Source organism: Mycobacterium sp. UM_CSW (assembly GCF_000455205.1).
In the GTDB taxonomy this organism is placed as follows: domain Bacteria; phylum Actinomycetota; class Actinomycetes; order Mycobacteriales; family Mycobacteriaceae; genus Mycobacterium.
On sequence record NZ_AUWQ01000029.1, the window covers coordinates 32,409 to 55,497 of the forward strand.

Here is a 23,089-nt window from a genome sequence, read left to right on the forward strand (position 1 = left end):
AGGGCGTGCGATTCGCCGCGACCGTGCTGCTGTGGCTGGCCGCCACGCTCGTCCTGGCAGTAGCGATCCCGGCGTCGTGGGCGCAGCGCAACCTCGTCAGCGAGGACGGCTACGCCGCGCTGGCGCAGCGCGCGGCCGGCGATCCCGCCCTGCAGTCGGCGATGGCGGCCGAGCTCACCACCCGGGCGATGGCGCTGATCGCGGCGCACGGCGGGGGACGTTATCCCGTGGACGGCTCGGAGGTGCACGACGTCGCCGCAGCCTTCACGGCCGGGCCGGGGTTCCCGCCGCTGTTCGCCCGCGCGAACCGGGCGGCACACCGCTACCTGTTCACCGCCGACGGGTCCGCGGAATGGGCCATCGACGTGGCCCCGATGCTCAACGACGCCGCTATGCAGCAGGTGCTGGCCCGGCACCACGTGACCGTGCCGGCGAACCTGACGGTGCCGCTCACGGAGTCGATGCCGTCGTCGGTGCGGCCGGGGCGGCTGAGCGCGCTGGCGAGGTGGGGGCCGTGGATCAGCGCCGGCGCGGCGGCCCTGAGCGGTCTGTGTGCGCTCCTGACGCTGGCCGCCGCGCGCGGCCGGGGCAAGGCGCTGACCAGCCTGGGCGTCTCGGCGCTGCTTGTCGGTGGGGCGGGCTGGGCCTGCATCGAGGCGAGCGGCCGCTACGTCAACGACGCGCTCAACCGCACCACCGGTAACGTCCGCCAGATCGCCGAGGTGATGGTCGCCCATGCCGAGGCCGGCCTGCGCGGCTGGCTCGACCTGACCTTGGTCGCCGGGGTAGCGCTGGTCGCCGCTGGGGTGCTCGCGGCGGTTCTGGGCGGGCTGCGGAAAAGCCCTAGCTGAGCGGCAGCTCGGCCAGGATCGGGGTGGTCGGCTGCGGCGATCCCTTGCCGGGCTCGACGGTGAACGCGAGCTCGGTGGAGGCGCCGATGTTGGTGAGCGTGTCTTTGGTCGACGGCGACACGGCGGCCGCGTCCATCGTTCCGGCCGAGGTCGGGCCGTTGGCCCCGATCAGCCACATCTGATAGACGGTGCCGGGGGACGGGGGCGGCACGTTGTTCATCACCAGCAGCGCCGCGTTGCGGTCACGGGAGAACATCACCGTCGCGGTCCCGTTGGCCAGGGGACGCGAGACCGTCTGGACGTCCGGGGCTGACATGATCTGTTCGGCGACCGTGGGCTTCGCCGGGGGGCGCATCAGCACGCCGGCGCCGAACGCCGCGGCGCCCACCACGACCGCCGCCGCGGCGGAAGCCAACACGGCTCTGCGCCAAGGTATTTGGCGGACATTGTTCGGCTTTACGGCCGACAGCGTGGCGTCCCGCAGCTGCGCCGGCGGTTCGCTCGCGGTGGCCGCCGACACGACCGCCATCGTCTCGCGGACGGCACGGACCTCGTCATCGAAGGCCGCCGCCACCGACGACGGCGCCGCGGCGCGCAGGCGCTCGATCTCGGCGCGCTCCGCGTCCGACACCGCGTGCAGGGCATACGGCGTGGCCAGCTCGAGGAGTTCGAATTCGGTCGGTTCGGTCATCATGCCACGTCCAGGCAGTTACGCAGGCCGCGCAGCGCGTCGCGGATGCGCGATTTGATCGTCGACAAGTTGGCGGCCAGCCGCTGCGACACCTCGCTGTACGTCAGCCCCTGGTAGTAGGCCAGCTCGATGCACTGTCGCTGCGCGTCGCTCAACGCGTCGAGGCATTGGGCCACCCGGCGACGCTCGTCACCGGAAATCGCCGAGTCAGCCACTGGATCCTGCGCGGCACCTGCCGCGCTTTCGACATTGGCCGCGCCATAGCGGGATTCGCGCCTGCTGCCGGCCTGTTCGGCGCGCACCCGGTCCACGGCCCGCCGGTGTGCCATGGTCAGCAGCCACGCCAGGGCCGAACCTTTGGCCGGGTCGTACTGCGACGCCGAGCGCCACACCTCGAGATAGACCTCCTGGGTGGTTTCTTCGCTGTAGCCGGGATCACGCACCACCCGCGTCACCAGTCCATACACCCGGGCCTTGGTGAGGTCGTAGATCGTGGCGAAGGCGGCGCTGTCCCCGCGCGCGACCTGGCGCAGCAAGGTGTCGAGCTCGTTGCTCATCGATCGGTAGCCTAGCGTCCGTCATCGGTGCGCCTATGCCGGTGGCGGGTAAAGAAATACGCCGTCCGTTCCCGGTATTCCGGCAGCACGTGCACCAGGCTGATCCACACCGGTGATTCGGAGCCGCCACCGGAGTGGATGGGCTCAACCGAATGTGAACGAAAACACTTGCAGGCCTTTGCCGACCTGCATGTCGAGCTGGTCGCGGTGCGCGGTGTCATCGGAGGCGATCTGGTGCAGGGTGGGCGGCCCGCCGATCGTTGTCACGGTGGTCCTGCCGCCCCGGGTCACCGTGATCGTGCCGGTGCCGCCGACGACGACGTAGACGCTTTTGCCGGTGTAGTTCAGCCGGATGGCGGCGTCATCGCTGTCCGCGGTGGCGCCCTGGTCGTCCAGTGTCCAGCGCCCGCGCAGCGCGAACCGGTCGTCGGGCAAGGTCGCCGGGTACGCGAACGTGGCGGTGCCCGGCTTGTATTCGCCGGCGCCGCCGTAGTTGACGGCCTTGCCGGCGCCCAGATAGGTCTCCGGCGTGAGCCTGCCGTGCGGGGTGTCGTCCACCGGGTTCGTCGCGGCGGGCAACTTGACGTCCGGGTTGGCGGCGACCAGCAAGTCGCGGATGAGCTGTTCGGTCGTGTCGTAGTCGCCCTCGCCGAACTTGGTGTGGCGGATCGCGCCGTTGGCGTCGATGAGGTACTCGGCCGGCCAATACAGGTTCTGGTAGCCGTTCCAGGTCGAGTAGTCGTTGTCCAGCGCAACGGGATAGGTGATGTGCAACGCGGCGGCGCCGCTGGCCACGTTGGCGGGAACCTGTTCGAACGCGTACTCGGGGGTGTGCACGCCGATGACGACCAAACCGTCGTCGCGATAGCGGTTGTACCAGCCCACCGCGTGCGGGATGGCGCGCTGGCAGTTGATGCAGGAGTAGGCCCAGAAGTCGATCAGGACGACCTTGCCGCGCAGCGAGGCCAGGTCGATCGGCGCGCCGCCCGGGGTGTTGAGCCACCCGGTGATCCCGGTGAGGGCGGGGGCCGGGCCGCACTGCTGCAGTTGGTTGGAACCATCAACGCAGTCGGCCAGCTGGCCGGACACCGCGCCGCCCAGCTGGTGGCGAATCTGGTTGGCCCCGATGCCTTTTTGCATCGCGGTCGTGTAGTCGGGGACGGCGCGCTGCAGCGTGGCGGGCAGGTTGAAGACCAGCGCCGCGGCCAGCACGATCATCGTGATTCCGCCGGCGACCCGGATCACGTGTTGCCGGCGGCGGAATGCCGAGACTCGCTCGGTGAGGCGCCGCCCGGCCAGCGCGAAAACCAGCAGTGGCAGCGCGGTGCCGATCGCGAACGCCGCCGTCAACACCAGCACCGGCGGGCCGATGGAGGCGGTGCCGCCCGCGACGACGATCGCGGCCAGCACCGGTCCCGCGCACGGCACATACAGCGCGCCCAACGTCAGACCCAACCCGAAACCGTTGCCGCTCAAGCGCTTCGGGCCGAGCTGGGGCAGCGGGATGCGGGCGAACGGGCGCTCGATCAGGTGCGCCAGCGGCGGGAAGATCAAGCCGAGGCCGATGAGCGTCAGCGTCACCAGCGCCGCCCAGCGGATCGCGTCCTGCGGCAGGTGCAGCGCCGACAGCAGGGCCGAGCCGGCCAGGGTGACCACGCTGAAGCTGCAGACCAGCCCGGCGATCACCAGGTACGGCCGGGCCGCCGGGGCGGCGTCACGTGAGCTGCCGGCCCCCGAGAAGAACACCACCGGAAGCACCGGCAGGATGCACGGCGAGACGCCGGTGATCAGGCCGCCGAGGAATCCGATCAACGCGACTGTGGGCATGGTTGTTATTCGGAGCCGCGGCAGTTACGGATCAGTCGCTGTAGGCCAGGGAGCGGTCCGGCGGGTGGGGCTGCACCGGCTGCGACGGAACCCGCAGGGGCCGCGAGCGCACCCGCATCGGCCACCAGAACCAGCGTCCCAGCAGCGCGGCGATGGACGGGGTCATGAACGCGCGGATGATCAGCGTGTCGAACATCAGGCCCAGCCCGATCGTGGTGCCCACCTGCCCGACGATCCGCACGTCGCTGACGACCATGGACGCCATCGTGAACGCGAACACCAGGCCCGCGTTGGTCACCACCTTGCCGGTGCCGCCCATTGACCGGATGATGCCGGTGTTCAGGCCGGCATGAATTTCCTGCTTGAACCGGGAGACCAACAACAGGTTGTAGTCGGAGCCCACGGCCAACAAGACGATCACCGACATGGCCAGCACCATCCAGTGCAGATCGATGCCGAGGATGTGCTGCCAGACGAGCACCGACAGGCCAAACGAAGCGCCCAGCGAAACCGCCACCGTGCCAACGATGACCGCGGCGGCGACCAGCGCGCGGGTCAGGATCAACATGATGATGAAAATCAGGCACAGCGACGAGACTCCGGCGATCACCAGGTCCCACTTGGCGCCCTCGGCGATGTCCTTGAAGACGGCCCCCGTGCCGGCCACGTAGATCTTCGCGTCCTCCAGCGGGGTGCCCTTGAGCGACTCCTCGGCCGCGGTGCGGATCTTGTCAATGCTGGCGATGCCCTCGGCCGACGCGGGATCGCCGCGATGCAGGATGATCATGCGCGCCGCGCGCCCGTCGGGGGACAGGAAATTCTTCATGGCGCGCTGAAAGTCTTTGTTCTTGAACACTTCCGGCGGCAGATAGAACGAGTCGTCGTTCTTGGAGGCGTCGAAGGCGTGGCCCATCGCCGTCGCGTTGTCGCTCATCTCGTTCATCTGGTCGAAGATCCCGGACATGGTGCTGTGCATGTCCAGCATCATGGTCCGCATGTTCACCATGGTCTGGATCATCGGCGGGAACTGGGCGACCATCTGCGGCATCAGCCGGTCCAGATCCTTGATGTCACCGACCAACGTGTTGAGTTTCTCGTCGATCTGGTCCAGGCCGTCGAGCGCGTCGAATATCGAGCGAATCGACCAGCAGATCGGGATGTCGAAACAGTGCCTCTCCCAATAGAAGTAGCTGCGGATCGGCCGCCAGAAGTCGTCGAAGTCCGAGATACGGTCCCGCAGCTCGTTGGTGATCTGCTGCATCTGTTCGGTGTCGCCGACCATGCGGTGTGTGGTGCCGACGAGCTGCGTCATCAAGTCGTACATCCGCTGCATGTTGGCGATCGTCTTGGTCATCTCGTCGGCCTGCTTGACCATGTTGTCCATCTGATCGCGCTGGTATTTCATGGTCTGCGTCTGAGCGGCGTTCTGCATGCTCATCTGGAACGGGATCGACGTGTGGTCCATCGTCGTCCCGTCCGGCCGGGTGATCGCCTGGACGCGGGAGATTCCCGGGACCCGAAAGATGCCCTTTGCCAACCGGTCCAGGACCAGGAAGTCGGTCGGGTTACGCATGTCGTGGTTGGCCTGGATCATCAAGATCTCCGGCTTCATCCGGGCCTGGGAGAAGTGGCGGTCCGCCGCCGTCAGCCCCGCGTTGGCGGGGATGGTGCTGGGCAGGTACTCGCGGTCGTTGTAGTTGGCCCGGTAGCCGGGCAGCGTCAGCAGGCCGACCAGGGCGACCGCACACGTGACGGCGAGGATCGGAAGCGGCCAGCGGACCACCGCGGTGCCGACCCGGCGCCAGCCACGGACCCCGAGCTTGCGCTTGGGGTCGAAGACGCCGAACCGGCTGCCGACGGTGAGGATCGCGGGGCCCAGCGTGAGCGCGACCAGCACCGCGAGCAGCATGCCCACCGCGCACGGAATACCGAGGGTCTGGAAGTACGGCATCCGCGCGAAGCTGAGGCAGAACATCGCGCCGGCGATCGTCAGGCCGGAGCCCAGGATGACGTGAGCCGTCCCCCGGTACATGGTGTAGAAGGCCGATTCCTTGTCTTCGCCGGCGTGGCGGGCCTCCTGATACCGGCCGACGATGAAGATGCCGTAGTCCGTCCCGGCCGCGATCGCCAGCGAGGTGAGCAGGCTGACCGCGAAGGTGGAAAGCCCGATGAGCCCGAAGTGCCCTATCACCGCGACGGCTCCGCGCGCCGCGGTCAATTCGAAGCCCACCGTGATCAGCAACAGGATCACGGTGAGGATCGACCGGTAGACGAACAGCAACACGATGAGGATCACCGCGACCGTCGTCAGCGTGATCCTGACCATGGACTTGTCGCCGCTGTGGTGCAGGTCCGCGGCCATCGCCGAGACCCCGGTGACGTACGCCTTGACCCCGGGCGGTGCGGGCACGCTGTTCACGATGTTGCGGACGGACTCGACGGATTCGTTGGCCAGCGGCTCGCCCTGATTACCGGCGAGGTTGACCTGAACGGTCACGGCCTTGCCGTCGTTGCTCTGCGCGCCCGCCGCCGTGAGCGGATCGCCCCAGAAGTCCTGGATGCTCAGCACGTGCGCCTTGTCCTCGCGCAGCTTGCGGATCACGGTGTCGTAGTACCGGTGGGCGTCGTCGCCGAGGGGCTGGTTGCCCTCCAGCACGATCATCGCCGAGCTGTCGGTCTCGCCCTCGTTGAACGCATGGCCGATCTGCTTCATCGCCACGAATGACGGTGCGTCCTTTGGGCTCAACGACACCGACCGCTCCTGCCCGACCACTTCCAGCGACGGGACGAACAGGCTGAGGACGATGGCCACGCCCACCCAGAACAGGATGATGGGCACCGCGAGGGTGTGAATCATCCGCGCGAGGAACGGCCGCTCGGGGTGGGCGTCGCGCGCGAATTCGGCGAATCGACTGGTCACGCGGACTTCACCACGCAGAAGGTGAAGGCATGGACGCCGTTGGAGATGCGCTCGGCCTTGACCACGTCGTCCACCGTGATGCGGCAGCCGATGCTGTCGCTATCGCCCCGCGCCGTGAGGTTTCCCATCATGGCCGCTTTGTCGGTGGTGACGCGCAGCGTCCACGGCAACGGTGCGCCGTCGATGCGTTGCGGGTCGGCGTTCACGTCGAAATAGCTGATGTCGGCGAGGGTTCCGGGCGGCCCGAAGACCTCGTAGACAATTCGTTTCGGGTTGAACGGCTTGGGATTCTGCAGGTTGCTGTCGGCATACGATTCGCGCTTTTCCGAGCCGAAGTAGCCGTGGACCCGATACACGATGAAGCCACCGACCATGACGACCGCCAGGATGACCAGTGGAATCCACGTTCGGGACAGCACCTTGAAAATTGGAATCCCTTTCAGCGGTCGGTAGTTCTGCGTGCGGTCCGTCGCCGCCGAACGTGGCAACCACGGATCGCCGCGCTGCGCCCGTCCGCCGATCCCGGTAGGAAAACAGCCAAGGCTTACCTAAGTAAATCACGGCCAGGTGTGTCGCCCGCCCTGGGACCGTTGACTCCTTCCCCTCGCGCCCTGGAGTGTAACGCATATCACGTGCGTAACCCGAAATCGTCTGCGAGCTGTGACCTGGGACAGCCTCAGGGATCTAGCCGGCAGGCACCGCCGCGGTCACAATCGTTGGTACGGTGCCGATTTCGCGCTCAGGCGTAGGTGCGGAGCTGCACCATCTTGCGCATCACGTCGCTCAGCTTGTGCACCGGCGCGCCACAGGTCAGGCAGTAGCCGCCCGGGCAGCGGTTAATCCGGTCGACCTGCGCCAACACCTGGGTCTTGAGGCGGCGCAGGCAGCCGATGCACAGGATCTCGACGATGTTGCCGGATGGGTCGAGGTTCGGCCGGTTGCATTGGTCCACGGCGTGCCGGTAGACGATGTGCGTCGCGCGGTTGGTGCAGCCGCCCTCGGATTGGCACGTGATGTCCTGCCAGTCGAGGGTCGCCAGCGCGTCCGACTGCGGATCTACCGCGCTCATCGCGTCCCCACGGGGCCGCGGCATCCCGGCATGAGCATCATGTCAGTCCTGTAGAAGGTGGTCGAGCGGACCGGTATCCCCAATTGCACGGAATGCCAGTCAAGAACTATTGATTTGTCCCCTAAAGCGGGGAAATAAACGATTCCCGACAGTCGCCGATCTTAAACCGGCTCGTGAATAAAGACCAGAGTGGATCTAGGACCAGTTCCACACCGACATGTCGCCGGGCGGGTATTGGTTGCACACGTCGGTGGCCTTGGCGACGACGCCCTTGTTGTTGAAGAAGATCTTCATGTGATTGACCCAGGCGAAGGTCAGCGGATCGCCGTTGTAGAAGTTTTCCGAATAAGTCCTGCGGTCCGCCGGCGACAGCGAGTAAAACCAGTGCGCCTTATCGATCGTCGCCTGCTGAAGGTTGGCGTGGTTGTTGAAGTCGATCATGTACCGCTGGTAGTACACCGGGCTGGTGTCCCGGACGGCGGCCAGGTACTGCTCGGCGTCGCAGGTGGTCTCGATCTGCCTGCGCGGGACGGGGAAGTCTTCCGTGGAGTCGGCCGCGGCCGTCTTCGGGAAGGTCGCAGCCGCGATGCTCATGGCTACCAGGAAAGCAACAAAAACGACGCCTGCGCGCAGGCCGGAACTCAGCCGAGACATAGTCGTTACGTTAGCACTTTCTCCAGCCGCGATGGGGCGCCCGGGGCAAATTCGTAGTTGAGCTCACTATCCATCGCGATCAGGCACGATGACGTTGCGGGGATCGGGCCGCAGCTCCGGCGGGGCCTGGCTGTAATCGCCGAACGGGCCGTCGCGGCGCTCGACCGCCGCGCGCACGCCCTGGGTCTGGGCCGTCTCGATGAAGTCGAGCGCTTCGGGGGTGTTGCGCATCAGGCCGTCGAGGATGCCGCCCAGCAGCTGGGTCGAGGCCAGGCCCATGTTCTCGTAGGCCTGGTTGACGATCAGTTTCTGCGCCCGCAACTGCGACAACGGGATTCGCGCCAGCTCGGCGGCGATCTCGGCGACGCGCGCCTCGAGCCGCTCGAACGGCACCGCCTCGTTGATCAGCTCGACCTCGGCGGCCTGGACGCCCGTCAGCGGCCGCCCGGTCAGCGCGTGCCACTTGACCTTGGCCAGGCTCAGCCGGTACAGCCAGATGCCGGTCAGATACGCGCCCCACATCCGGCTGTACGGGGTGCCGATCACGGCGTCCTCGCTGGCGATCACGATGTCGGCGCACAGCGCGTAGTCGCTGCCCCCGCCGACGCACCAGCCGTGCACCTGCGCGATCACCGGTTTGGTTGCCCGCCAGATGGCCATGAACTTCTGATGCGGTCCGGTCTCGCGGGCCGTGATCACTGCGAAGTCCTTGCCGGGGTCCCACTTGCCGTCGGTCATCATGGCGTCCCCCCACCGCTGGAAGCCGTCGCCGAAGTCGTAGCCGGCGCAGAACGCGCGGCCGGCGCCCCGCAACACGATGACCTTGACGCCCTGGTCCCGCTCGGCCAGCCCGATGGCGGCCTCGATCTCGTCGGGCATGGGCGGAACGATCGCGTTGAGGTGCTCGGGGCGGTTCAGCGTGATGGTGGCGACCGGGCCGGCCGTCGCGTACAGCAGGGTCTCGAAGGCGGGCATGGCTTCCTTTAGGGGTCGGGCTGCCGGTTTTCCGGCGACGACGCGTAGATGCGGCCGCCGATCTTCAGATAGGGCGTCGTCAGGTAGGCCGAGAAGGCGACGACGGCGGAGAAGATGGCCGCCACGACGACGGCGTTGGGCCAGAGCTTGCCCACCCCGGCCGCGAACGAGACGATCCCGATAATCGAGGTGGCCCAGTAGAACCGCCGGCCCGGGCGGCGTTCTTTGATGAACCGGTAGCGCGCTTGCGCCGCCCCGGCCACGACGAAGATCAAACCGGTAGCCAGCAGGGTGAGTTCGATGCGTTCGGTGGCTGCCACGCGACGATCCTATGGCCGCTAGCATGTCCACCAGGTGGGGGTATCGGAAGGTCTGCCGAGGCTGATCGGGCAGTGCGCAATGGGCAAGGTTATCCCGGCGGTGGCCGCGGCCGTGATAGCGCTGGCCCCGCTCGGCGTCCCGGCCGCCACAACCGGTGTGGCACAGGCGGCGCCGTGCGCCGGCGATGGGTCGAACCCGGTGTCCTGCCAGAACTGCCTGTCTTACGTGGAGATGTACCACACCGCGAACGTCTGCTACAGCGCCGCGCCGCCCCGCACCGCCCAGCCGCCCCCGACCCGGGTGCCGGTGCCCGAGCCGGAGCCTGTTCCGCTGGAGCCGGCGCCGCCGGTGCAGCCGCCCCGCGCCGTTCCGCCGAGCCCGACGTCCCCCACCCCGATTCCGGTGCAGACCTCGAAACTGCCGCCCAGTGCGCGAGGAAGCGCCCCGGAGGTGGCACCGCCGAAGGGACTGGACGTGCCGCCGAACGAGGTCGCGGACGCCAAGGCCGCTCCGGCGACGCGCATCAACCCCGCCAGGCCACTCGAGCCGCCGAGCCAGGTGTACGACTTCAATCAGCAGGTGCGCAACGTGGTCGACGCGCATAACGGCAACGTCGACGTGGTGAAGGCGGACAACCAGGAACTGGTGCGCCCCCGGCACTGGGAGTACGTCGACTACGACGACAATCACCGTCCGGCCCTGTTCAACCCGCTCAGCGAGGCGATGACGTTCCGCTACTTCTACGACGGCGCCTATCGGGAGGCGTTCGTGCCGGCCGGGGGCCGCATCGTGCTCGACGCCGCCGCCGCCGGCGTGTTCCCGTTCACCGGGGTCGGTTACAGCCACGTGGTGGCGGGCAGCTTTTACGGCGGGGCTTGGATACCGCCACCGGACTCGAGCGGGCCGCCGCCGCCGAACTACAACCCACCGGCGCCCCCGGAGGTGTACGAACACGTCGCCGCCAATATCGCCGCGGACAACCAGACCGTCGAAGTCGGTCAGGTCGTGGTCCTGGGGCACGACGCCGGCCAACCCGCGGGCAGCCAGGACACCTTTCTGCTCGACGACTCCACCCTGGCCTGGGGTCAGGTGAACGATCCCAGCAACCCCGCCCAGATCAGGGTCACCAAGACTCAGTCGCTACCGGCCGCGGGGCCGACCGACAACGGCAGCTATCTCGCGGCGCTGGCCGCCCTCAAGCAGCCCGCCCCGCACTCCGAACCCTGGTGGCCTTCGGCGCTGCGGTACGGCGGGCTCGCGATCGCCGTGGTCGTGGTCGCCTGGCTGATCGGGCGCCGCAACCGGAGCGAGGATGAGGCCGCTACGGATGATTGACGCAGAACGCCACGCACATGGCGTCGACGGGAATGGACACCCAGTGCGCCTGCCCGTCGGGCTGTGGCTCGCAGTAGATCGGGCCGGGGACCCCCCAGACCTTCGCTCCCGCCGGCGAGCACGGCTTACCGAGGTCGGTGTCGGCGTGCGCGGGGCCGGCTCCGAGGACGATCGCGATCGGGGCGATCGCCGTCACTGTCGCCAAGCCGATGAACCTCAGTGCTGCCATGATCCACGCCTTCCTCGACAACATTAGTTAGATCGCCTTCGAGCTTAACCGTTGCTCAGCATCCGCCACAGGAAGGAGAAGCTGAGCGCGGACTTGAAGGCGACCTGCTCGTTGTCGGCCGCGCCGGCATGCCCGCCCTCGATGTTCTCGTAGTAGGCGACGTGGTGGCCGGCGGCCTCGAGCGCGGCCGTCATCTTGCGGGCGTGGCCCGGATGCACCCGGTCGTCGCGGGTGGACGTGGTCATCAGCACGGGCGGATAGTCGCGGGTGTCCGAAATGTTTTGGTACGGGGAGTACTCGGAGATGAACTCCCAGTCCTCGGGATTGTCCGGGTCGCCGTATTCGGCCATCCACGACGCCCCGGCGAGCAGCAGGTGGTAGCGCTTCATGTCCAGCAGCGGCACGTCGCACACCAGCGCGCCGAACTTCTCCGGGTATTGGGTCAGCATGATGCCCATCAGCAGGCCCCCGTTGCTGCCGCCTCGGGCGCCCAGCTGCCCGACCGTGGTGATGCCGCGGTCCACCAAATCGGTTGCCACCGCGGCGAAGTCTTCTGCGACCTTGTGCCGGTTCTCGCGCATCGCCTGCGTGTGCCAGCCTGGCCCGTACTCGCCGCCGCCGCGGATGTTGGCCAAGGCGTAGGTGCCCCCGCGGGCCAGCCACAGCCGGCCCAGCACGCCGCTGTAGGCAGGCGTGTTGGCGGTTTCGAATCCGCCGTATCCGCTCAGCAGCGTGGGCCCGGGGCCGTCTGAGCCCGCGCGCCGCACGACGAAGTACGGGATGGACGTGCCGTCCTTGGACGCGACGAAATGCTGTGACACCGAAAGGCTTTCGGCATCGAAGAACGCCGGGGCAGATTTGATCGGCTCGAGCGGCGAGTCGGCGGTACCCCGCATCAGGCGCGACGGTGTGACGAATCCGCTGGAATCGAGGAAGAACTCGTCGCCCTTGTCGTCGGCGGCGACGACGACGGTATTGGTCGCGGGCGGGATGCCCGCGACCGGCTCGCGGCGCCACTCGGGCGGCGTGACGATCTCCACCCGGCTGGCGACGTCGGCCAGCGTGACCATCAGCAGGCGGTCCTTCGTCCACGCGTAGTGGTTCAGGGCGGTGTGCTCGTCGGGCTCGAACACCACGGCCAATTCCGCTGTGCCCGACAGGAATTCGTCGTAGTCGGCGGCCAGCAGCGAACCCGCGGCGTATGTGGCGTCGCCGAGGTACCAGTCGCTGCGCAGCTCGATCAGGATCCACTCGCGGTGCATCGACAGGCCCGCGTCGGTGGGCGCGTCGATGCGGATCAACTCCGTGCCGCGCAGCTCGTAGACCTCTTCGTTCCAGAAGTCGAGCGCCCGCCCCAGGAAGGTGCGCTCGAAGCCCGGCGTCCGATCCACCGAGGCGGAAACGCGGACGTCGGAGCGGGCTCCCTCGAAGACGGTCTCCGCGGCCTCCAGCGGGGTGCCGCGCCGCCAGCGCTTGATCACACGTGGGTAGCCGGACTCGGTGAGCGAATCGGCGCCGAAGTCGGTGCCGAGCAGCACGGTGTCCGGGTCCGCCCAGGCGATCTGCGACTTGGCCTCCGGCAGTTCGAAACCGCCGGGAACGAATTCGCGTGTGAGCATGTCGAATTCGCGCACGATCGACGCGTCCGAGCCGCCGCGGGACAGGCCGACCAGCGCCCGGCTGTGGTCGGGTTCGATGACACCGGCGCCCGCCCACACCCACTTCGTGTCATCGAGGCGGCCCAACTCGTCGACATCGATGAGCACGTCCCACTCTGGGGCGGTGGTGCGGTAGCTGTCCAACGTGGTGCGGCGCCACAGCCCGCGCGGGTTGGCGGCGTCGCGCCAGAAGTTGTAGAGGTATTCGCCGCGGCGGACCACATACGGAATGCGGGCATCGGTGTCGAGCACCTCGAGGGCCTCGCCGCGCATCCGCTCGAACTCTTCGTCGCAGAACTCGGCGAGGGTGGGCTCGTTGCGTGCGCGGACCCACGTCAGCGCGTCGTCGCCGGTGACGTCCTCGAGCCAGAGGTAGGGGTCTTGCGAGCTCGGGTCGGGGGCGGCGGCGCCTTCGGATGTCATGGCAGCCATTCTGGCCCCGGCGGTAGTGTGAGGTGTGTTACACACGGTCCAACAAGGAGCGGACAGATGACTGTTTTCGCACGTCCGGGCGATGCCGGCGCGTTGATGTCGTACGAATCCCGGTACGAGAACTTCATCGGGGGCCAGTGGGTGGCCCCCGCGGGCGGCCGCTATTTCGAAAACCCCACGCCGGTCACCGGCCAGACCTTCTGCGAGGTCGCCCGATCCGACGAAGCCGACATCGACAAGGCGCTGGACGCCGCGCACGCCGCGGCCCCGGCGTGGGGCAAGACAGCGCCCGCCGAGCGGGCGGCGATCCTGAACAAGATCGCCGACCGCATCGAGGAGAACACCGCCGCGCTGGCGGTGGCCGAAGTTTGGGACAACGGCAAACCGGTCCGCGAGGCGCTGGCCGCCGACATCCCGCTGGCGGCCGACCATTTCCGGTATTTCGCCGCGGCCCTGCGCGCGCAGGAGGGTTCGCTCTCGCAGATCGACGACGACACCGTCGCCTACCACTTCCACGAGCCGCTCGGGGTGGTGGGACAGATCATTCCGTGGAACTTCCCCATCCTGATGGCCGCCTGGAAGATGGCGCCGGCGCTGGCGGCCGGCAACGCGGTGGTGCTCAAACCCGCTGAGCAGACACCGGTTTCGGTGCTCTACCTGATGTCGCTGATCGGCGACCTGTTGCCGGCGGGGGTGCTCAACGTGGTCAACGGCTTCGGCGCCGAGGCCGGCAAGCCGCTGGCGTCGAGCAACCGGATCGCCAAGGTCGCGTTCACCGGCGAGACCACCACCGGGCGGCTGATCATGCAGTACGCCTCGCAGAACCTGATCCCGGTCACCCTGGAGCTCGGCGGCAAGAGCCCCAACATCTTCTTCAACGATGTCATGGCCCAAGGTGACGACTTCCAGGACAAGGCGCTGGAGGGCTTCACGATGTTCGCCCTCAACCAGGGCGAGGTGTGCACCTGCCCGTCGCGCAGCCTGATCCAGGCCGACATCTACGACGAGTTCCTCGAGCTCGCCGCGATCCGCACCAAGGCGGTCCGGCAGGGCGACCCGCTGGACAGCGAGACGATGCTGGGTTCGCAGGCGTCGAACGACCAGATGGAAAAGATCCTGTCCTACATCGAAATCGGCAAAAACGAAGGCGCGCGGGTCATTTGCGGCGGCGAGCGCGCCGAGCTGGGCGGCGACCTGGCCGGCGGCTACTACATGCAGCCGACGATCTTCGCCGGCAACAACAAGATGCGGATCTTCCAGGAGGAGATCTTCGGGCCGGTGGTGGCGGTGACGTCGTTCACCGACTACGACGACGCGATCTCGATCGCCAACGACACCCTCTACGGCCTGGGCGCCGGCGTGTGGAGCCGCGACGGCAACACCGCCTACCGCGCCGGACGCGACATCCAGGCGGGCCGGGTGTGGGTGAACTGCTACCACGCCTACCCGGCGCACGCCGCGTTCGGCGGTTACAAGCAGTCCGGCATCGGCCGGGAGAACCACAAGATGATGCTCGACCACTACCAGCAGACCAAGAACATGCTGGTGTCCTACTCCGAAAAGGCGCAGGGATTCTTCTGATGCGCGCCGACGACGATGCAGAGCGCAGCGATGAGGAGGAGCGGCGCCATGATGCCGTGGGTGCCGTGATCACCGCCGCGGCCGCGGACCTGCTGGCCCGGCTGCAGGAGCGGCACGGCCCGGTGATGTTCCACCAGTCCGGCGGCTGCTGCGACGGGTCGTCGCCGATGTGCTACCCGCGCGGGGATTTCCTGGTCGGCGACCGCGACGTGCTGCTCGGCGTGCTCGACGTCGGGGACGGGGTGCCGGTGTGGATCTCGGGCCCGCAGTACCAGACCTGGAAGCACACCCAACTGGTCATCGACGTCGTCCCGGGACGCGGCGGCGGGTTCAGCCTCGAGGCGCCCGAGGGCGTGCGGTTCTTGTCGCGCGGGCGCGTCTTCACCGACGAAGAGCAGGCCGAGCTGGCGGCCGAATCCGTCATCACCGGCGCCGCCTACGAGCGTGGCGAACGCCCGTCGGCGCGCGGCCCGGTGGTGACGCCCGATCAAGCGGCCGCGCCGGGACGTGCAGCCCTCCCACTCGATGACGGCGCTACCCTCGTCAGCGTGATCCCGCTCCCGCGTCCCTGGCAGCTGGCCGGCGCCATGTTGATCGGCTGTGCCGTCGGGTTTTTGGCCGGGGTCGCGCTCACCGTGCTGGTGCACGCGAGGATCCGGCCCGACGTCGTCATCGCGCTGGTGGTCGGGGTCCCCGCCGTGTTCGGGTTGCTGACGGTCCTGTTCTCCGGGCGCCGCTGGGTGACCGCGCTCGGCGCGTTCATCCTGTCGCTCGGGCCGGGTTGGTTCGGCGTGCTCGTCGCCCTGCGGGTGACCTGCGGTGGCTGACGAGGAGGACACGGGCACCCAGTCATGGGTCCCGGACTTTTCCGACGACGACGACACCGGCCCGCGGCTGGCGGCCGAGTCACTCCCGGAGGAAAAGGAGGGCTCCGCCGACGAGGGCGCCGCCGACGAGGTCCCCGCCGAGGAGGAGGCCGGGGCCGAAGCCGGCGGGCTGCCGGTGCAACCGGTCGCCGTGCCCGGTCGCTACCAGTACCTGCGGTGGTGGCACCTGGTTCTGGTCCTCTTCGGCGGGTGGATCGTGGCGGGCGTGGTCGGGCTCGGGCTCTTCTATTGGTGGTACCACTCAATCGACAAGACGCCCGCGGTGTTCACGGTCCTGGTGTACGTCGTGGCGTGCGCGGTGGGCGGCGTGCTGCTGGCCATGGCGGAGGGCAGGGCGCTGATCTCCGCGCTGTCGCTCGCGGTGATGTCGGGGCCGTTCGCGTCCGTCGCCGCCGCGGCGCCCCTATACGGCTACTACTACTGCGCCCATACGGGCCACTGCCTGATCGGCGTCATCCCGTACTAAGAGTTGACCCATATTGGGTCATGCGGCACCAATCAGCTTGGGGGCTGGTTGTTTTCGGCTGGTCCCGCGACGTCCGGGCTTGGAGTCTGGTCTGTTCGGGGGTGGGCCGGGTGCTGCTTGCTCAGCAGAGGCCACCACCGGGTGATGGCTGCCGGTCCTGGCCGAGCCAGCACCATTTGATGGTGGTCGTGGCTGGTGCCGGTTGACTGAGCCCTCCCACTCTTGCTGGGAGGCAAGCCACACCCGTTGCAGGGTGTTGGCAAGCGTGTAGTCGACGCGCGCGGTGCGCGGATCATCGGGATCGGCGAGCTCGACGCATGCCGCCAGGATCGCCGAGGTGACGTCGCGGTCGGCCTGCAATCCGCATTCGGGGCAGTGGTGAGTGCGCTGTGCGAGCGTCTTGGGCACTCGATGACCGCATAAGCAGTGCTGGGACAGTGCGGTGCTGCGGGTACTGGCACGGTACAGTCTGCCGCCGGCGGCTTGGCATTCGCGTTCGAGGGCGGCCACCAGCATGCCGGGGCTAAACAACTGAATACGCTTGCCCCACAACCTGGCCCAGGTCGAGATCCGGCAGTCTTCCACGGTGATCGCGTTGCCGTGGGCGGCAACGATCCGCGCGGAAACCTGCTCGGCGCGGGCCTGTTTGGCCTGACTGGCGGTGCGGGACTCGCTGGTGCGATCGCTGCGGGTGCGCTGATAGCGGCGGGAGAGCGTGTCGTGGCGGTAGGCACGCAGTGGCACCCCATCGGCGCGGGCAGCCCTCGGCCCGCCGGGGTTGGTGATCTGGCGTGCCGCCAACCCGGCCGCCGCTCGACGGGCCGCTCGCTTGTGCTGCCGCTGCGATGGGCCGTACTGATTGGGGTTGCTGTTACGCCGCGACCGATCCAACGCCTTGTGCCGTGCCCGGGCCTTCTTGGCCGCCCGCGCCGCGGCCTTCTGTTGTTCAGGTGTGCAGTCGATCCGATCGATGACCAGTTGCGCGGGACACTGGCTTGGGAACGAGGCGACCGCCAGGTTGGACACGTTGGCATCCACCCCGGCCCGCCGGCCGGCCGGAATCTCGGCGCGGCGGGCTCGGGTGGCCGGGGACTGATACCCGCTTTGATGGACCAGTAGGTGCGCGTAGTAGCGCCAGCCGCCAGGGGCCCGACGATCGGCGACGCGGACCAGGTCGATCTTGTGCCACACATCCGGATCGGCCAGGAAATGGGCCAGATGCGCCCACCGGCCCGCCCCTTGCGGTAGCCGCACAGGTAGCACGAGATCTCCGGCGGGCAGCCCGGTGAATACCACCGCCAGAACACCATCGTGATCCCACCAGGAGCCGCTGGCCGGCCGCCTCGGTGGCGCCAGCCGAGCGGGCTGGCCCAGGACCGAGGTGCCCGCCACCCGACCGGTCGCCGCGGTCGCCGTGCTCACTGCAGCAGGCAGCCCTGGGTGCCGATATTCGCCCAGGTGCCCATCCAAGGTGCCGACCAGCCGGTAGGTTTCCCACGTCGGCCGACTCTTGGTGTGGGACCGGGCCCGGCCGGGAATGCGGGTGAACTCCCACCACGACCCCACCCGCGGCGGGCCGTGCCGGCGTCCCGAGGCGTGGGCAAACAGATGCCGATCCACCGTTTCCCACACTTCGTCAGCCACGTGCAACCCGATGGCTTTGGTCAGGTGATCCCGCATCCATCCGCTGTCCTCAATATGGCGCTTGGCCGCGGCCTCAAGACCTTTGCGCGTCAATCCCAGCCGCTCGCGCACCGCGTTCGGATCACGGGCCCGTTCTTGGCGGGCCGCCCGATACACCTGACACCGCGCTTGGGCGTCGCGCTGCAGCGCGCGGCGCAGCCGAAACACCGCCTCCCAGTGCCGGTCCACCCGCCGCCGCACCACCGGGTCGCTGACGTCGAGTTCCAGGCGGATCACCGACACCGGCCCGCGGTATGTGAAGTTGGGGGCCTTCGACTTGCCGCGCCGCCGCGGAATCATCTCATCGCTGATAGCGGTGGGGCTGGCTGCCATGTGCGTCATGAAACCATCACCCACTGACACCGACACGCTGCGACACCGATGGCGAAACCTGCTGCCGCTCACCGGGCTAACCTGCGCCTAGGTGCAGCCGCTGTACGCCATGGCCGCACAGCGGCTGCCGCCACTTCTCGGACGGCCCTCGGCCCTGCCGTTGGCGGTGCGGGTGCTGCTGGTGCTCGCCCATCTGCGCACAAACCTGACCACCCGCGCGCTGGCGGCGCTGTTTTACACCAGCCAATCCAGGGTGGACCGCGTCATCCATTACCTGGTGCGGTGCTGCCCGCGCGTTACAGCCCATTCCGACCGGCGGCACCGGGCCGTGGATCATCACGGCCCTCTCATCCCGGTGCACGATCAGTCGATCACCGCCGTCAGTAAGAACTACCGCCGCAGCGTCAACCACCCAGATCATCATCTGTGCTCACCGGCGCCGCGTGCTGGTAGCCAGTCACTGCTGGCCCGGTAACCGCAACGACGGTCAGCACAGCATTGACCTCCTCGGTGGCAACCGGGCAGTGCTCAACTCCACGGGGAACAACGAACAGTTGTCCCGCCCCACCACGACGTCTCGATCACGCAGCCGGATCGTCAGCTAAACGTGCTAAGACCAGGAACAGTTCGTCGGTGTCTTCGTGGCTATGCCAGACCAACCCGCCATCAAGTTTGACAACCTTGATTTCGTAATCGCTCAGGCGCGCAACCATTTTCGGTGACCAGAGCCCGGAGAAACAACGATAACTCCTCGGTGAGGCCCACGACGTTATTCGTCACGACACAAGCATGACCCGCTACCCACAGCGTTCAAATCGCCATCGAGCGCCCACCACGATTACAGGTCACCTTTTAGGCCGTTAGGGTAGGGCTCGTGACCCACTATGACGTCGTCGTCCTCGGAGCCGGTCCGGGCGGATATGTCGCAGCCATCCGCGCCGCACAGCTCGGCCTGAACACCGCCATCGTCGAGCCGAAGTACTGGGGCGGTGTCTGCCTCAACGTCGGCTGCATCCCGTCCAAGGCGTTGCTGCGCAACGCCGAACTGGCGCACATCTTCACCAAAGAGGCCCAGGCCTTCGGCATCAGCGGCGACGCGACGTTCGACTACGGCGTCGCCTTCGACCGCAGCCGCAAGGTGGCCGAGGGCCGCGTCGCCGGGGTGCACTTTTTGATGAAGAAGAACAAGATCACCGAGATCCACGGGTACGGCCGCTTCACCGACCCCCACACGCTGTCCGTCGACCTCAACGACGGTGGGAACGAGACGGTCACGTTCGACAACGTCATCATCGCCACCGGCAGCAGCACCCGGCTGGTGCCCGGCACCTCGCTGTCGGAAAACGTGGTCACCTACGAGGAACTGATCCTGACGCGGGAGCTGCCGGAGTCGATCGTCATCGCCGGGGCCGGGGCAATCGGCATGGAGTTCGGCTACGTGCTGAAGAATTACGGCGTCGACGTCACCATCGTCGAGTTCCTGCCGCGCGCGCTGCCCAACGAGGACGCCGAGGTGTCCAAGGAGATCGAGAAGCAGTTCAAGAAGCTGGGTGTCAAGGTCTTGACCGGGACCAAGGTGGAGGCCATCAACGACGACGGTTCGGTGGTCACCGTCAGCGTCAGCAAGGACGGCAAGTCCGAGGACATCAAGGCCCAAAAGGTACTGCAGGCCATCGGTTTCGCGCCCAACGTCGAGGGCTACGGCCTGGAGGCGGCCGGCGTCGCGCTCACCGACCGCAAGGCGATCGGCATCACCGACTACATGCGCACCAACGTCGAGCACATCTACGCCATCGGCGACGTCACCGGGAAGCTGATGCTGGCCCACGTTGCCGAGGCAATGGGTGTCGTGGCGGCCGAAACCATCGCCGGCGCCGAGACTTTGGCCCTCGGCGACTACCGCATGCTGCCGCGCGCGACCTTCTGCCAGCCGAACGTCGCCAGCTTCGGGCTCACCGAGCAGCAGGCCCGCGACGAAGGCTACGACGTCGTGGTGGCCAAGTTCCCGTTCACCGCCAACGCCAAGGCACACGGGGTGGGCGACCCCAGCGGCTTCGTCAAGCTGGTCGCCGACAGCAAGTACGGCGAGCTGCTGGGCGGACACCTGATCGGCCACGACGTGTCCGAGCTGCTGCCCGAGCTGACGCTGGCCCAGAAATGGGACCTGACCGCCACCGAGCTGGCCCGCAACGTGCACACCCACCCGACCATGTCCGAGGCGCTGCAGGAATGCTTCCACGGCTTGACCGGCCACATGATCAACTTCTGAGCTCGTCGTGACCAGCAGCGACACCACCGCCATGACCGTGGGCGCGATCGGCGGGGTCGCCGCGGGTTATGTCCTGTGGTTGGTGGCCTTTTCGATCGCCGACGACAACGCGGCGGTGGGCCGGTGGGCCCCGACGGTGCTGCTCGGCTCGGCCGTGCTCGCGGTCTGCGCCGTGCTGTGGGCTTTGGTGCAACGCCGGCGCGGCAAGTACGCGTGGTATGGGTTCGGCGTCGGCCTGCCCGTCGCGCCCCTGGCGCTGACGCTGGCCGTGCTGGCCGACGTCTACTTCTAACCGGGCTTGTCCAACGGGATGGCCAGCGCCGACATCGTCGCGGCCAGGCCGTCGTATTGGCTTGCCAGCAAGCAGAATTCGATGAGCTGGCGCCGGTCCAGGTGAGTGGCCAGCTCCCGCCAGGTCGCGTCGCTGACCGTGCGGTCCTTGACGAATTCGTCGGTGGCCGCCAGCAGCGCCTGCTGGCGCACGGTCAGGCGCGCCTCGACCCGGTCCAGGGTCTCGGGCCACGCGAAAATCGCGGCCTGCAGGTCGTCGTCCAGGCCCTGATGGCGGGCCATCCCGCGGTGGTGCTGCAGCTCGTATTCGCAACCGCGCACGTGCGCGACCCGCAGGATCACCAACTCGGTGTCGATCGCCGGCAACCGGCCCCGCAGCAGCCGTCCGCCGTACATCGCCCAGGTCCAGAACAACGCCCGGCGCTGCCCCAGGGTGGTGAACAGGTGCATCTCCGGCACCCCCATCCGGCGCGCGGCCGCCTTCGCCATCACCCAGTTGATCGGCCCCAGCTCGCGGAAGCGTCCCGACGGGATCCGGCCGCTTTGCGCGGTCACGGTTGCTTCACCAGATACGGGGACACGGTGCTGCGGTGCTCGTCGAGGTCCAGCGCGCGGCCCAGCGCCGGGAACGCCCGCTGCGGGCAGTTGTCGCGTTCGCAGACGCGGCAGCCCGCGCCGATCGGTGTGGCCACTGTTCCTGGTCCTCCCGAGACGTCGAGCCCTTCCGAGTAGACGAGCCGGTGCGCGTGGCGGAGCTCGCAGCCGAGCCCGATCGCGAAGGTTTTACCGGGCTGACCATACCGCGCGGCGCGGCGCTCCACGGTGCGGGCCACCCACATGTAGTTGCGGCCGTCGGGCATCTGAGCGATCTGCACCAGGATTTTGCCGGGGTTGGCGAACGTCTCGTAGACGTTCCACAGCGGACAGGTCCCGCCGCTGGACGAGAAGTGAAAACCGGTGGCGGACTGGCGCTTTGACATGTTGCCGGCGCGGTCCACCCGGACGAACGAGAACGGCACCCCGCGCATCGTCGGCCGTTGCAGCGTCGAAAGTCGATGTGCGATGGTCTCGTAACTCACCGAGTAGAACGACGACAGCCGCTCGACGTCGTAGCGGAAGTTCTCGGCGACGTCGTGGAACTGGCGGTAGGGCAGCACCGCGGCAGCCGCGAAGTAGTTGGCCAGCCCCAGCCGTGCCAGCGTGTGCGACTCCTCGCTGGTGAACTTGCCCTCGGCCACCAGGCTGTCGATCAGGTCGCCGAACTCCAGGTAGGCCAATTCGGCGGCCAACTTGAACACCTGCTGACCCGAGGAGAGGTGGTTGCTGATCTCCAGCGTCCTGGTGCCGGGGTCGAAGCGGTGCAGCACGGTGTCGCCCAGGTCGATGCGCCGGGTGATGTGCACCCCGTGTACCTCGGTGAGCCGGCGGGTCAGCTCGCGGGCGAGGTCGCCGTGGTGCAACCGCATCGTGACGGTGAGGTCCTCGGCGGCCGTGTCCAGCTCGTGCAGATAGTTCTGGCGTTGGTAGAAGTAATCGCGCACCTCTTCGTGGGGCATGGTGATCGACCCGCTGCCGCTGCCGTCCGTGTAACGCTCCTCGGTGGCGGCGGCCAGCTGCGCGGTGGTGATCCGGTAGCGCCGGTGCAAGTTGACCACCGCGCGGGCCAGGACCGGATGGGCGTTGACCATCTCGGCGACCTCGGTCGGCTCGACGTCGATGTCCAGGTCGCGGTCCATGGTGACCTCGCGCAGCTCGGCGACCAGCCGGGTGTCGTCCTGGGAGGCGAAGAAGGTCGCGTCGACCCCGAACACCTCGGTGATGCGGAGCAGCACCGCGACGGTCAGCGGGCGAACGTCGTGCTCGATCTGGTTGAGGTAGCTCGGCGAGATCTCCAGCATCTGGGCCAGCGCGGCCTGGGAAAATCCGCGCTCGTTGCGGAGTTGCCGAACGCGGGAGCCGACGAAGGTTTTTGCCACTTAACGAAGAATACCGGCCGATGCGAAGGCGCTGTTAGCAGAGTTGGCACGGAGTCGCTTTCGCGTCGCGATTGGTGTTTTGAA

The 23,089-nt window shown here is 67.7% G+C and carries 22 protein-coding genes and 1 pseudogene; 9 read left to right on the forward strand and 14 right to left on the reverse strand.

The genetic code is table 11. The features are described from left to right. Positions 1 to 5: 5 nt before the first annotated feature. Complete coding sequence (locus tag N415_RS11940) at positions 6 to 851, forward strand: hypothetical protein (RefSeq protein WP_068181443.1); 846 nt, start codon at positions 6 to 8, stop codon at positions 849 to 851. On the opposite strand, the gene N415_RS11945 is transcribed toward N415_RS11940, so the two are convergent. The 9 genes from N415_RS11945 to N415_RS11985 form a co-directional block, all read right to left on the reverse strand. Next, positions 844 to 1,542 (reverse strand): anti-sigma factor, encoded by a 699-nt coding sequence (locus tag N415_RS11945; protein ID WP_068111343.1) that lies wholly within the window; start codon positions 1,540 to 1,542, stop codon positions 844 to 846. The genes N415_RS11940 and N415_RS11945 overlap by 8 nt on opposite strands. Beyond that, entirely contained in the window at positions 1,542 to 2,099 is a 558-nt protein-coding gene (gene sigK / locus N415_RS11950) for an ECF RNA polymerase sigma factor SigK (RefSeq protein WP_068181446.1), read from the reverse strand. Before sigK ends, N415_RS11945 begins: the two co-directional genes overlap by 1 nt. Positions 2,100 to 2,243: 144 nt before the next feature. Then, positions 2,244 to 3,926: a cytochrome c biogenesis protein DipZ gene (locus tag N415_RS11955; protein ID WP_068181449.1), complete on the reverse strand. Its 1,683-nt coding sequence runs from the start codon at positions 3,924 to 3,926 to the stop codon at positions 2,244 to 2,246. A gap of 31 nt (positions 3,927 to 3,957) precedes the next feature. Continuing rightward, the gene (locus tag N415_RS11960; RefSeq protein ID WP_193376441.1) at positions 3,958 to 6,783 is read right to left on the reverse strand and encodes an RND family transporter; all 2,826 of its coding nucleotides are present in this window, start codon (positions 6,781 to 6,783) and stop codon (positions 3,958 to 3,960) included. A gap of 59 nt (positions 6,784 to 6,842) precedes the next feature. Next, a complete protein-coding gene (locus N415_RS11965) occupies positions 6,843 to 7,265 on the reverse strand; it encodes an MmpS family protein (protein ID WP_068111334.1) in 423 nt (140 codons plus the stop codon). 320 nt (positions 7,266 to 7,585) lie between these two features. Continuing rightward, positions 7,586 to 7,915 (reverse strand): hypothetical protein, encoded by a 330-nt coding sequence (locus N415_RS11970; RefSeq protein ID WP_068103170.1) that lies wholly within the window; start codon positions 7,913 to 7,915, stop codon positions 7,586 to 7,588. Between the two features lie 195 nt (positions 7,916 to 8,110). Beyond that, positions 8,111 to 8,569: a DUF5078 domain-containing protein gene (locus N415_RS11975; RefSeq protein ID WP_068181455.1), complete on the reverse strand. Its 459-nt coding sequence runs from the start codon at positions 8,567 to 8,569 to the stop codon at positions 8,111 to 8,113. Between the two features lie 66 nt (positions 8,570 to 8,635). After that, positions 8,636 to 9,544, reverse strand: coding sequence for a crotonase/enoyl-CoA hydratase family protein (locus N415_RS11980; protein WP_068181459.1), 909 nt, complete (start codon positions 9,542 to 9,544; stop codon positions 8,636 to 8,638). 8 nt (positions 9,545 to 9,552) lie between these two features. Beyond that, on the reverse strand, positions 9,553 to 9,864 hold the full coding sequence (locus tag N415_RS11985; RefSeq protein ID WP_068103140.1) for a hypothetical protein: 312 nt from the start codon (positions 9,862 to 9,864) through the stop codon (positions 9,553 to 9,555). Positions 9,865 to 9,943: 79 nt separating this feature from the next. Here N415_RS11985 and N415_RS11990 point away from each other — a divergent pair, with 79 nt between their 5' ends. Continuing rightward, positions 9,944 to 11,200, forward strand: coding sequence for a hypothetical protein (locus N415_RS11990; protein WP_068181462.1), 1,257 nt, complete (start codon positions 9,944 to 9,946; stop codon positions 11,198 to 11,200). Here N415_RS11990 and N415_RS11995 read toward each other — a convergent pair. Continuing rightward, complete coding sequence (locus N415_RS11995) at positions 11,187 to 11,429, reverse strand: hypothetical protein (protein WP_068181465.1); 243 nt, start codon at positions 11,427 to 11,429, stop codon at positions 11,187 to 11,189. The genes N415_RS11990 and N415_RS11995 overlap by 14 nt on opposite strands. A gap of 44 nt (positions 11,430 to 11,473) precedes the next feature. Then, a complete protein-coding gene (locus N415_RS12000; RefSeq protein ID WP_068181469.1) occupies positions 11,474 to 13,510 on the reverse strand; it encodes a prolyl oligopeptidase family protein in 2,037 nt (678 codons plus the stop codon). A gap of 66 nt (positions 13,511 to 13,576) precedes the next feature. On the opposite strand from N415_RS12000, the gene adh reads away from it, so the two are divergent. The 4 genes and pseudogenes from adh to N415_RS12015 all read left to right on the forward strand — a co-directional run bounded on the left by adh (position 13,577) and on the right by N415_RS12015 (position 16,453). Further along, positions 13,577 to 15,100 (forward strand): aldehyde dehydrogenase, encoded by a 1,524-nt coding sequence (gene adh, locus N415_RS12005; protein WP_068181473.1) that lies wholly within the window; start codon positions 13,577 to 13,579, stop codon positions 15,098 to 15,100. Then, positions 15,100 to 15,579 (forward strand): annotated as a pseudogene (locus N415_RS32665) (DUF779 domain-containing protein); the annotation flags it as partial. The gene adh and the pseudogene N415_RS32665, both read left to right, overlap by 1 nt. 108 nt (positions 15,580 to 15,687) lie before the next feature. Further along, complete coding sequence (locus N415_RS32670; protein ID WP_239645519.1) at positions 15,688 to 15,927, forward strand: putative holin; 240 nt, start codon at positions 15,688 to 15,690, stop codon at positions 15,925 to 15,927. Then, positions 15,920 to 16,453: a hypothetical protein gene (locus N415_RS12015; protein WP_068181476.1), complete on the forward strand. Its 534-nt coding sequence runs from the start codon at positions 15,920 to 15,922 to the stop codon at positions 16,451 to 16,453. The genes N415_RS32670 and N415_RS12015 overlap by 8 nt, the downstream gene beginning before the upstream one ends. An 18-nt stretch (positions 16,454 to 16,471) precedes the next feature. On the opposite strand, the gene N415_RS12020 is transcribed toward N415_RS12015, so the two are convergent. Further along, the gene (locus N415_RS12020) at positions 16,472 to 18,478 is read right to left on the reverse strand and encodes a transposase (protein WP_239645512.1); all 2,007 of its coding nucleotides are present in this window, start codon (positions 18,476 to 18,478) and stop codon (positions 16,472 to 16,474) included. An 82-nt stretch (positions 18,479 to 18,560) separates the two neighbouring features. Between N415_RS12020 and N415_RS30610 the strand changes: the two genes are divergently transcribed. From N415_RS30610 to N415_RS12035, 3 genes are all read left to right on the forward strand, one after another. After that, on the forward strand, positions 18,561 to 18,944 hold the full coding sequence (locus N415_RS30610; RefSeq protein ID WP_081665207.1) for a transposase family protein: 384 nt from the start codon (positions 18,561 to 18,563) through the stop codon (positions 18,942 to 18,944). Positions 18,945 to 19,343: 399 nt separating this feature from the next. Next, positions 19,344 to 20,738 carry a dihydrolipoyl dehydrogenase gene (gene lpdA, locus N415_RS12030; protein ID WP_068181479.1) on the forward strand — a complete coding sequence of 465 codons (1,395 nt, stop codon included), beginning with the start codon at positions 19,344 to 19,346 and terminating at the stop codon, positions 20,736 to 20,738. Between the two features lie 31 nt (positions 20,739 to 20,769). Next, positions 20,770 to 21,030 carry a hypothetical protein gene (locus tag N415_RS12035; RefSeq protein WP_068181688.1) on the forward strand — a complete coding sequence of 87 codons (261 nt, stop codon included), beginning with the start codon at positions 20,770 to 20,772 and terminating at the stop codon, positions 21,028 to 21,030. Here the strand turns inward: N415_RS12035 and N415_RS12040 are convergent. After that, positions 21,027 to 21,584, reverse strand: coding sequence for a carboxymuconolactone decarboxylase family protein (locus N415_RS12040; protein ID WP_068181482.1), 558 nt, complete (start codon positions 21,582 to 21,584; stop codon positions 21,027 to 21,029). The two genes, N415_RS12035 and N415_RS12040, sit on opposite strands and share 4 nt — an antisense overlap. Next, on the reverse strand, positions 21,581 to 23,005 hold the full coding sequence (gene ramB / locus N415_RS12045) for an acetate metabolism transcriptional regulator RamB (protein ID WP_068181488.1): 1,425 nt from the start codon (positions 23,003 to 23,005) through the stop codon (positions 21,581 to 21,583). Before ramB ends, N415_RS12040 begins: the two co-directional genes overlap by 4 nt. Positions 23,006 to 23,089: the final 84 nt, after the last annotated feature.

What these genes read in the sequence shown, in the direction of transcription:
- N415_RS32670 (WP_239645519.1), top strand. Translation starts at nt 15,688, where the DNA reads ATGTTGATCGGCTGTGCCGTCGGGTTTTTGGCCGGGGTCGCGCTCACC.
- N415_RS11995 (WP_068181465.1), bottom strand. Translation starts at nt 11,429, where the DNA reads ATGGCAGCACTGAGGTTCATCGGCTTGGCGACAGTGACGGCGATCGCC.
- N415_RS11955 (WP_068181449.1), bottom strand. Translation starts at nt 3,926, where the DNA reads ATGCCCACAGTCGCGTTGATCGGATTCCTCGGCGGCCTGATCACCGGC.
- N415_RS11980 (WP_068181459.1), bottom strand. Translation starts at nt 9,544, where the DNA reads ATGCCCGCCTTCGAGACCCTGCTGTACGCGACGGCCGGCCCGGTCGCC.
- N415_RS12035 (WP_068181688.1), top strand. Translation starts at nt 20,770, where the DNA reads ATGACCGTGGGCGCGATCGGCGGGGTCGCCGCGGGTTATGTCCTGTGG.
- sigK (WP_068181446.1), bottom strand. Translation starts at nt 2,099, where the DNA reads ATGAGCAACGAGCTCGACACCTTGCTGCGCCAGGTCGCGCGCGGGGAC.
- N415_RS12020 (WP_239645512.1), bottom strand. Translation starts at nt 18,478, where the DNA reads ATGACGCACATGGCAGCCAGCCCCACCGCTATCAGCGATGAGATGATT.
- N415_RS11960 (WP_193376441.1), bottom strand. Translation starts at nt 6,783, where the DNA reads ATGATTCACACCCTCGCGGTGCCCATCATCCTGTTCTGGGTGGGCGTG.
- N415_RS11970 (WP_068103170.1), bottom strand. Translation starts at nt 7,915, where the DNA reads ATGAGCGCGGTAGATCCGCAGTCGGACGCGCTGGCGACCCTCGACTGG.
- adh (WP_068181473.1), top strand. Translation starts at nt 13,577, where the DNA reads ATGACTGTTTTCGCACGTCCGGGCGATGCCGGCGCGTTGATGTCGTAC.
- N415_RS11990 (WP_068181462.1), top strand. Translation starts at nt 9,944, where the DNA reads ATGGGCAAGGTTATCCCGGCGGTGGCCGCGGCCGTGATAGCGCTGGCC.
- N415_RS12000 (WP_068181469.1), bottom strand. Translation starts at nt 13,510, where the DNA reads ATGACATCCGAAGGCGCCGCCGCCCCCGACCCGAGCTCGCAAGACCCC.
- N415_RS11975 (WP_068181455.1), bottom strand. Translation starts at nt 8,569, where the DNA reads ATGTCTCGGCTGAGTTCCGGCCTGCGCGCAGGCGTCGTTTTTGTTGCT.
- N415_RS11945 (WP_068111343.1), bottom strand. Translation starts at nt 1,542, where the DNA reads ATGACCGAACCGACCGAATTCGAACTCCTCGAGCTGGCCACGCCGTAT.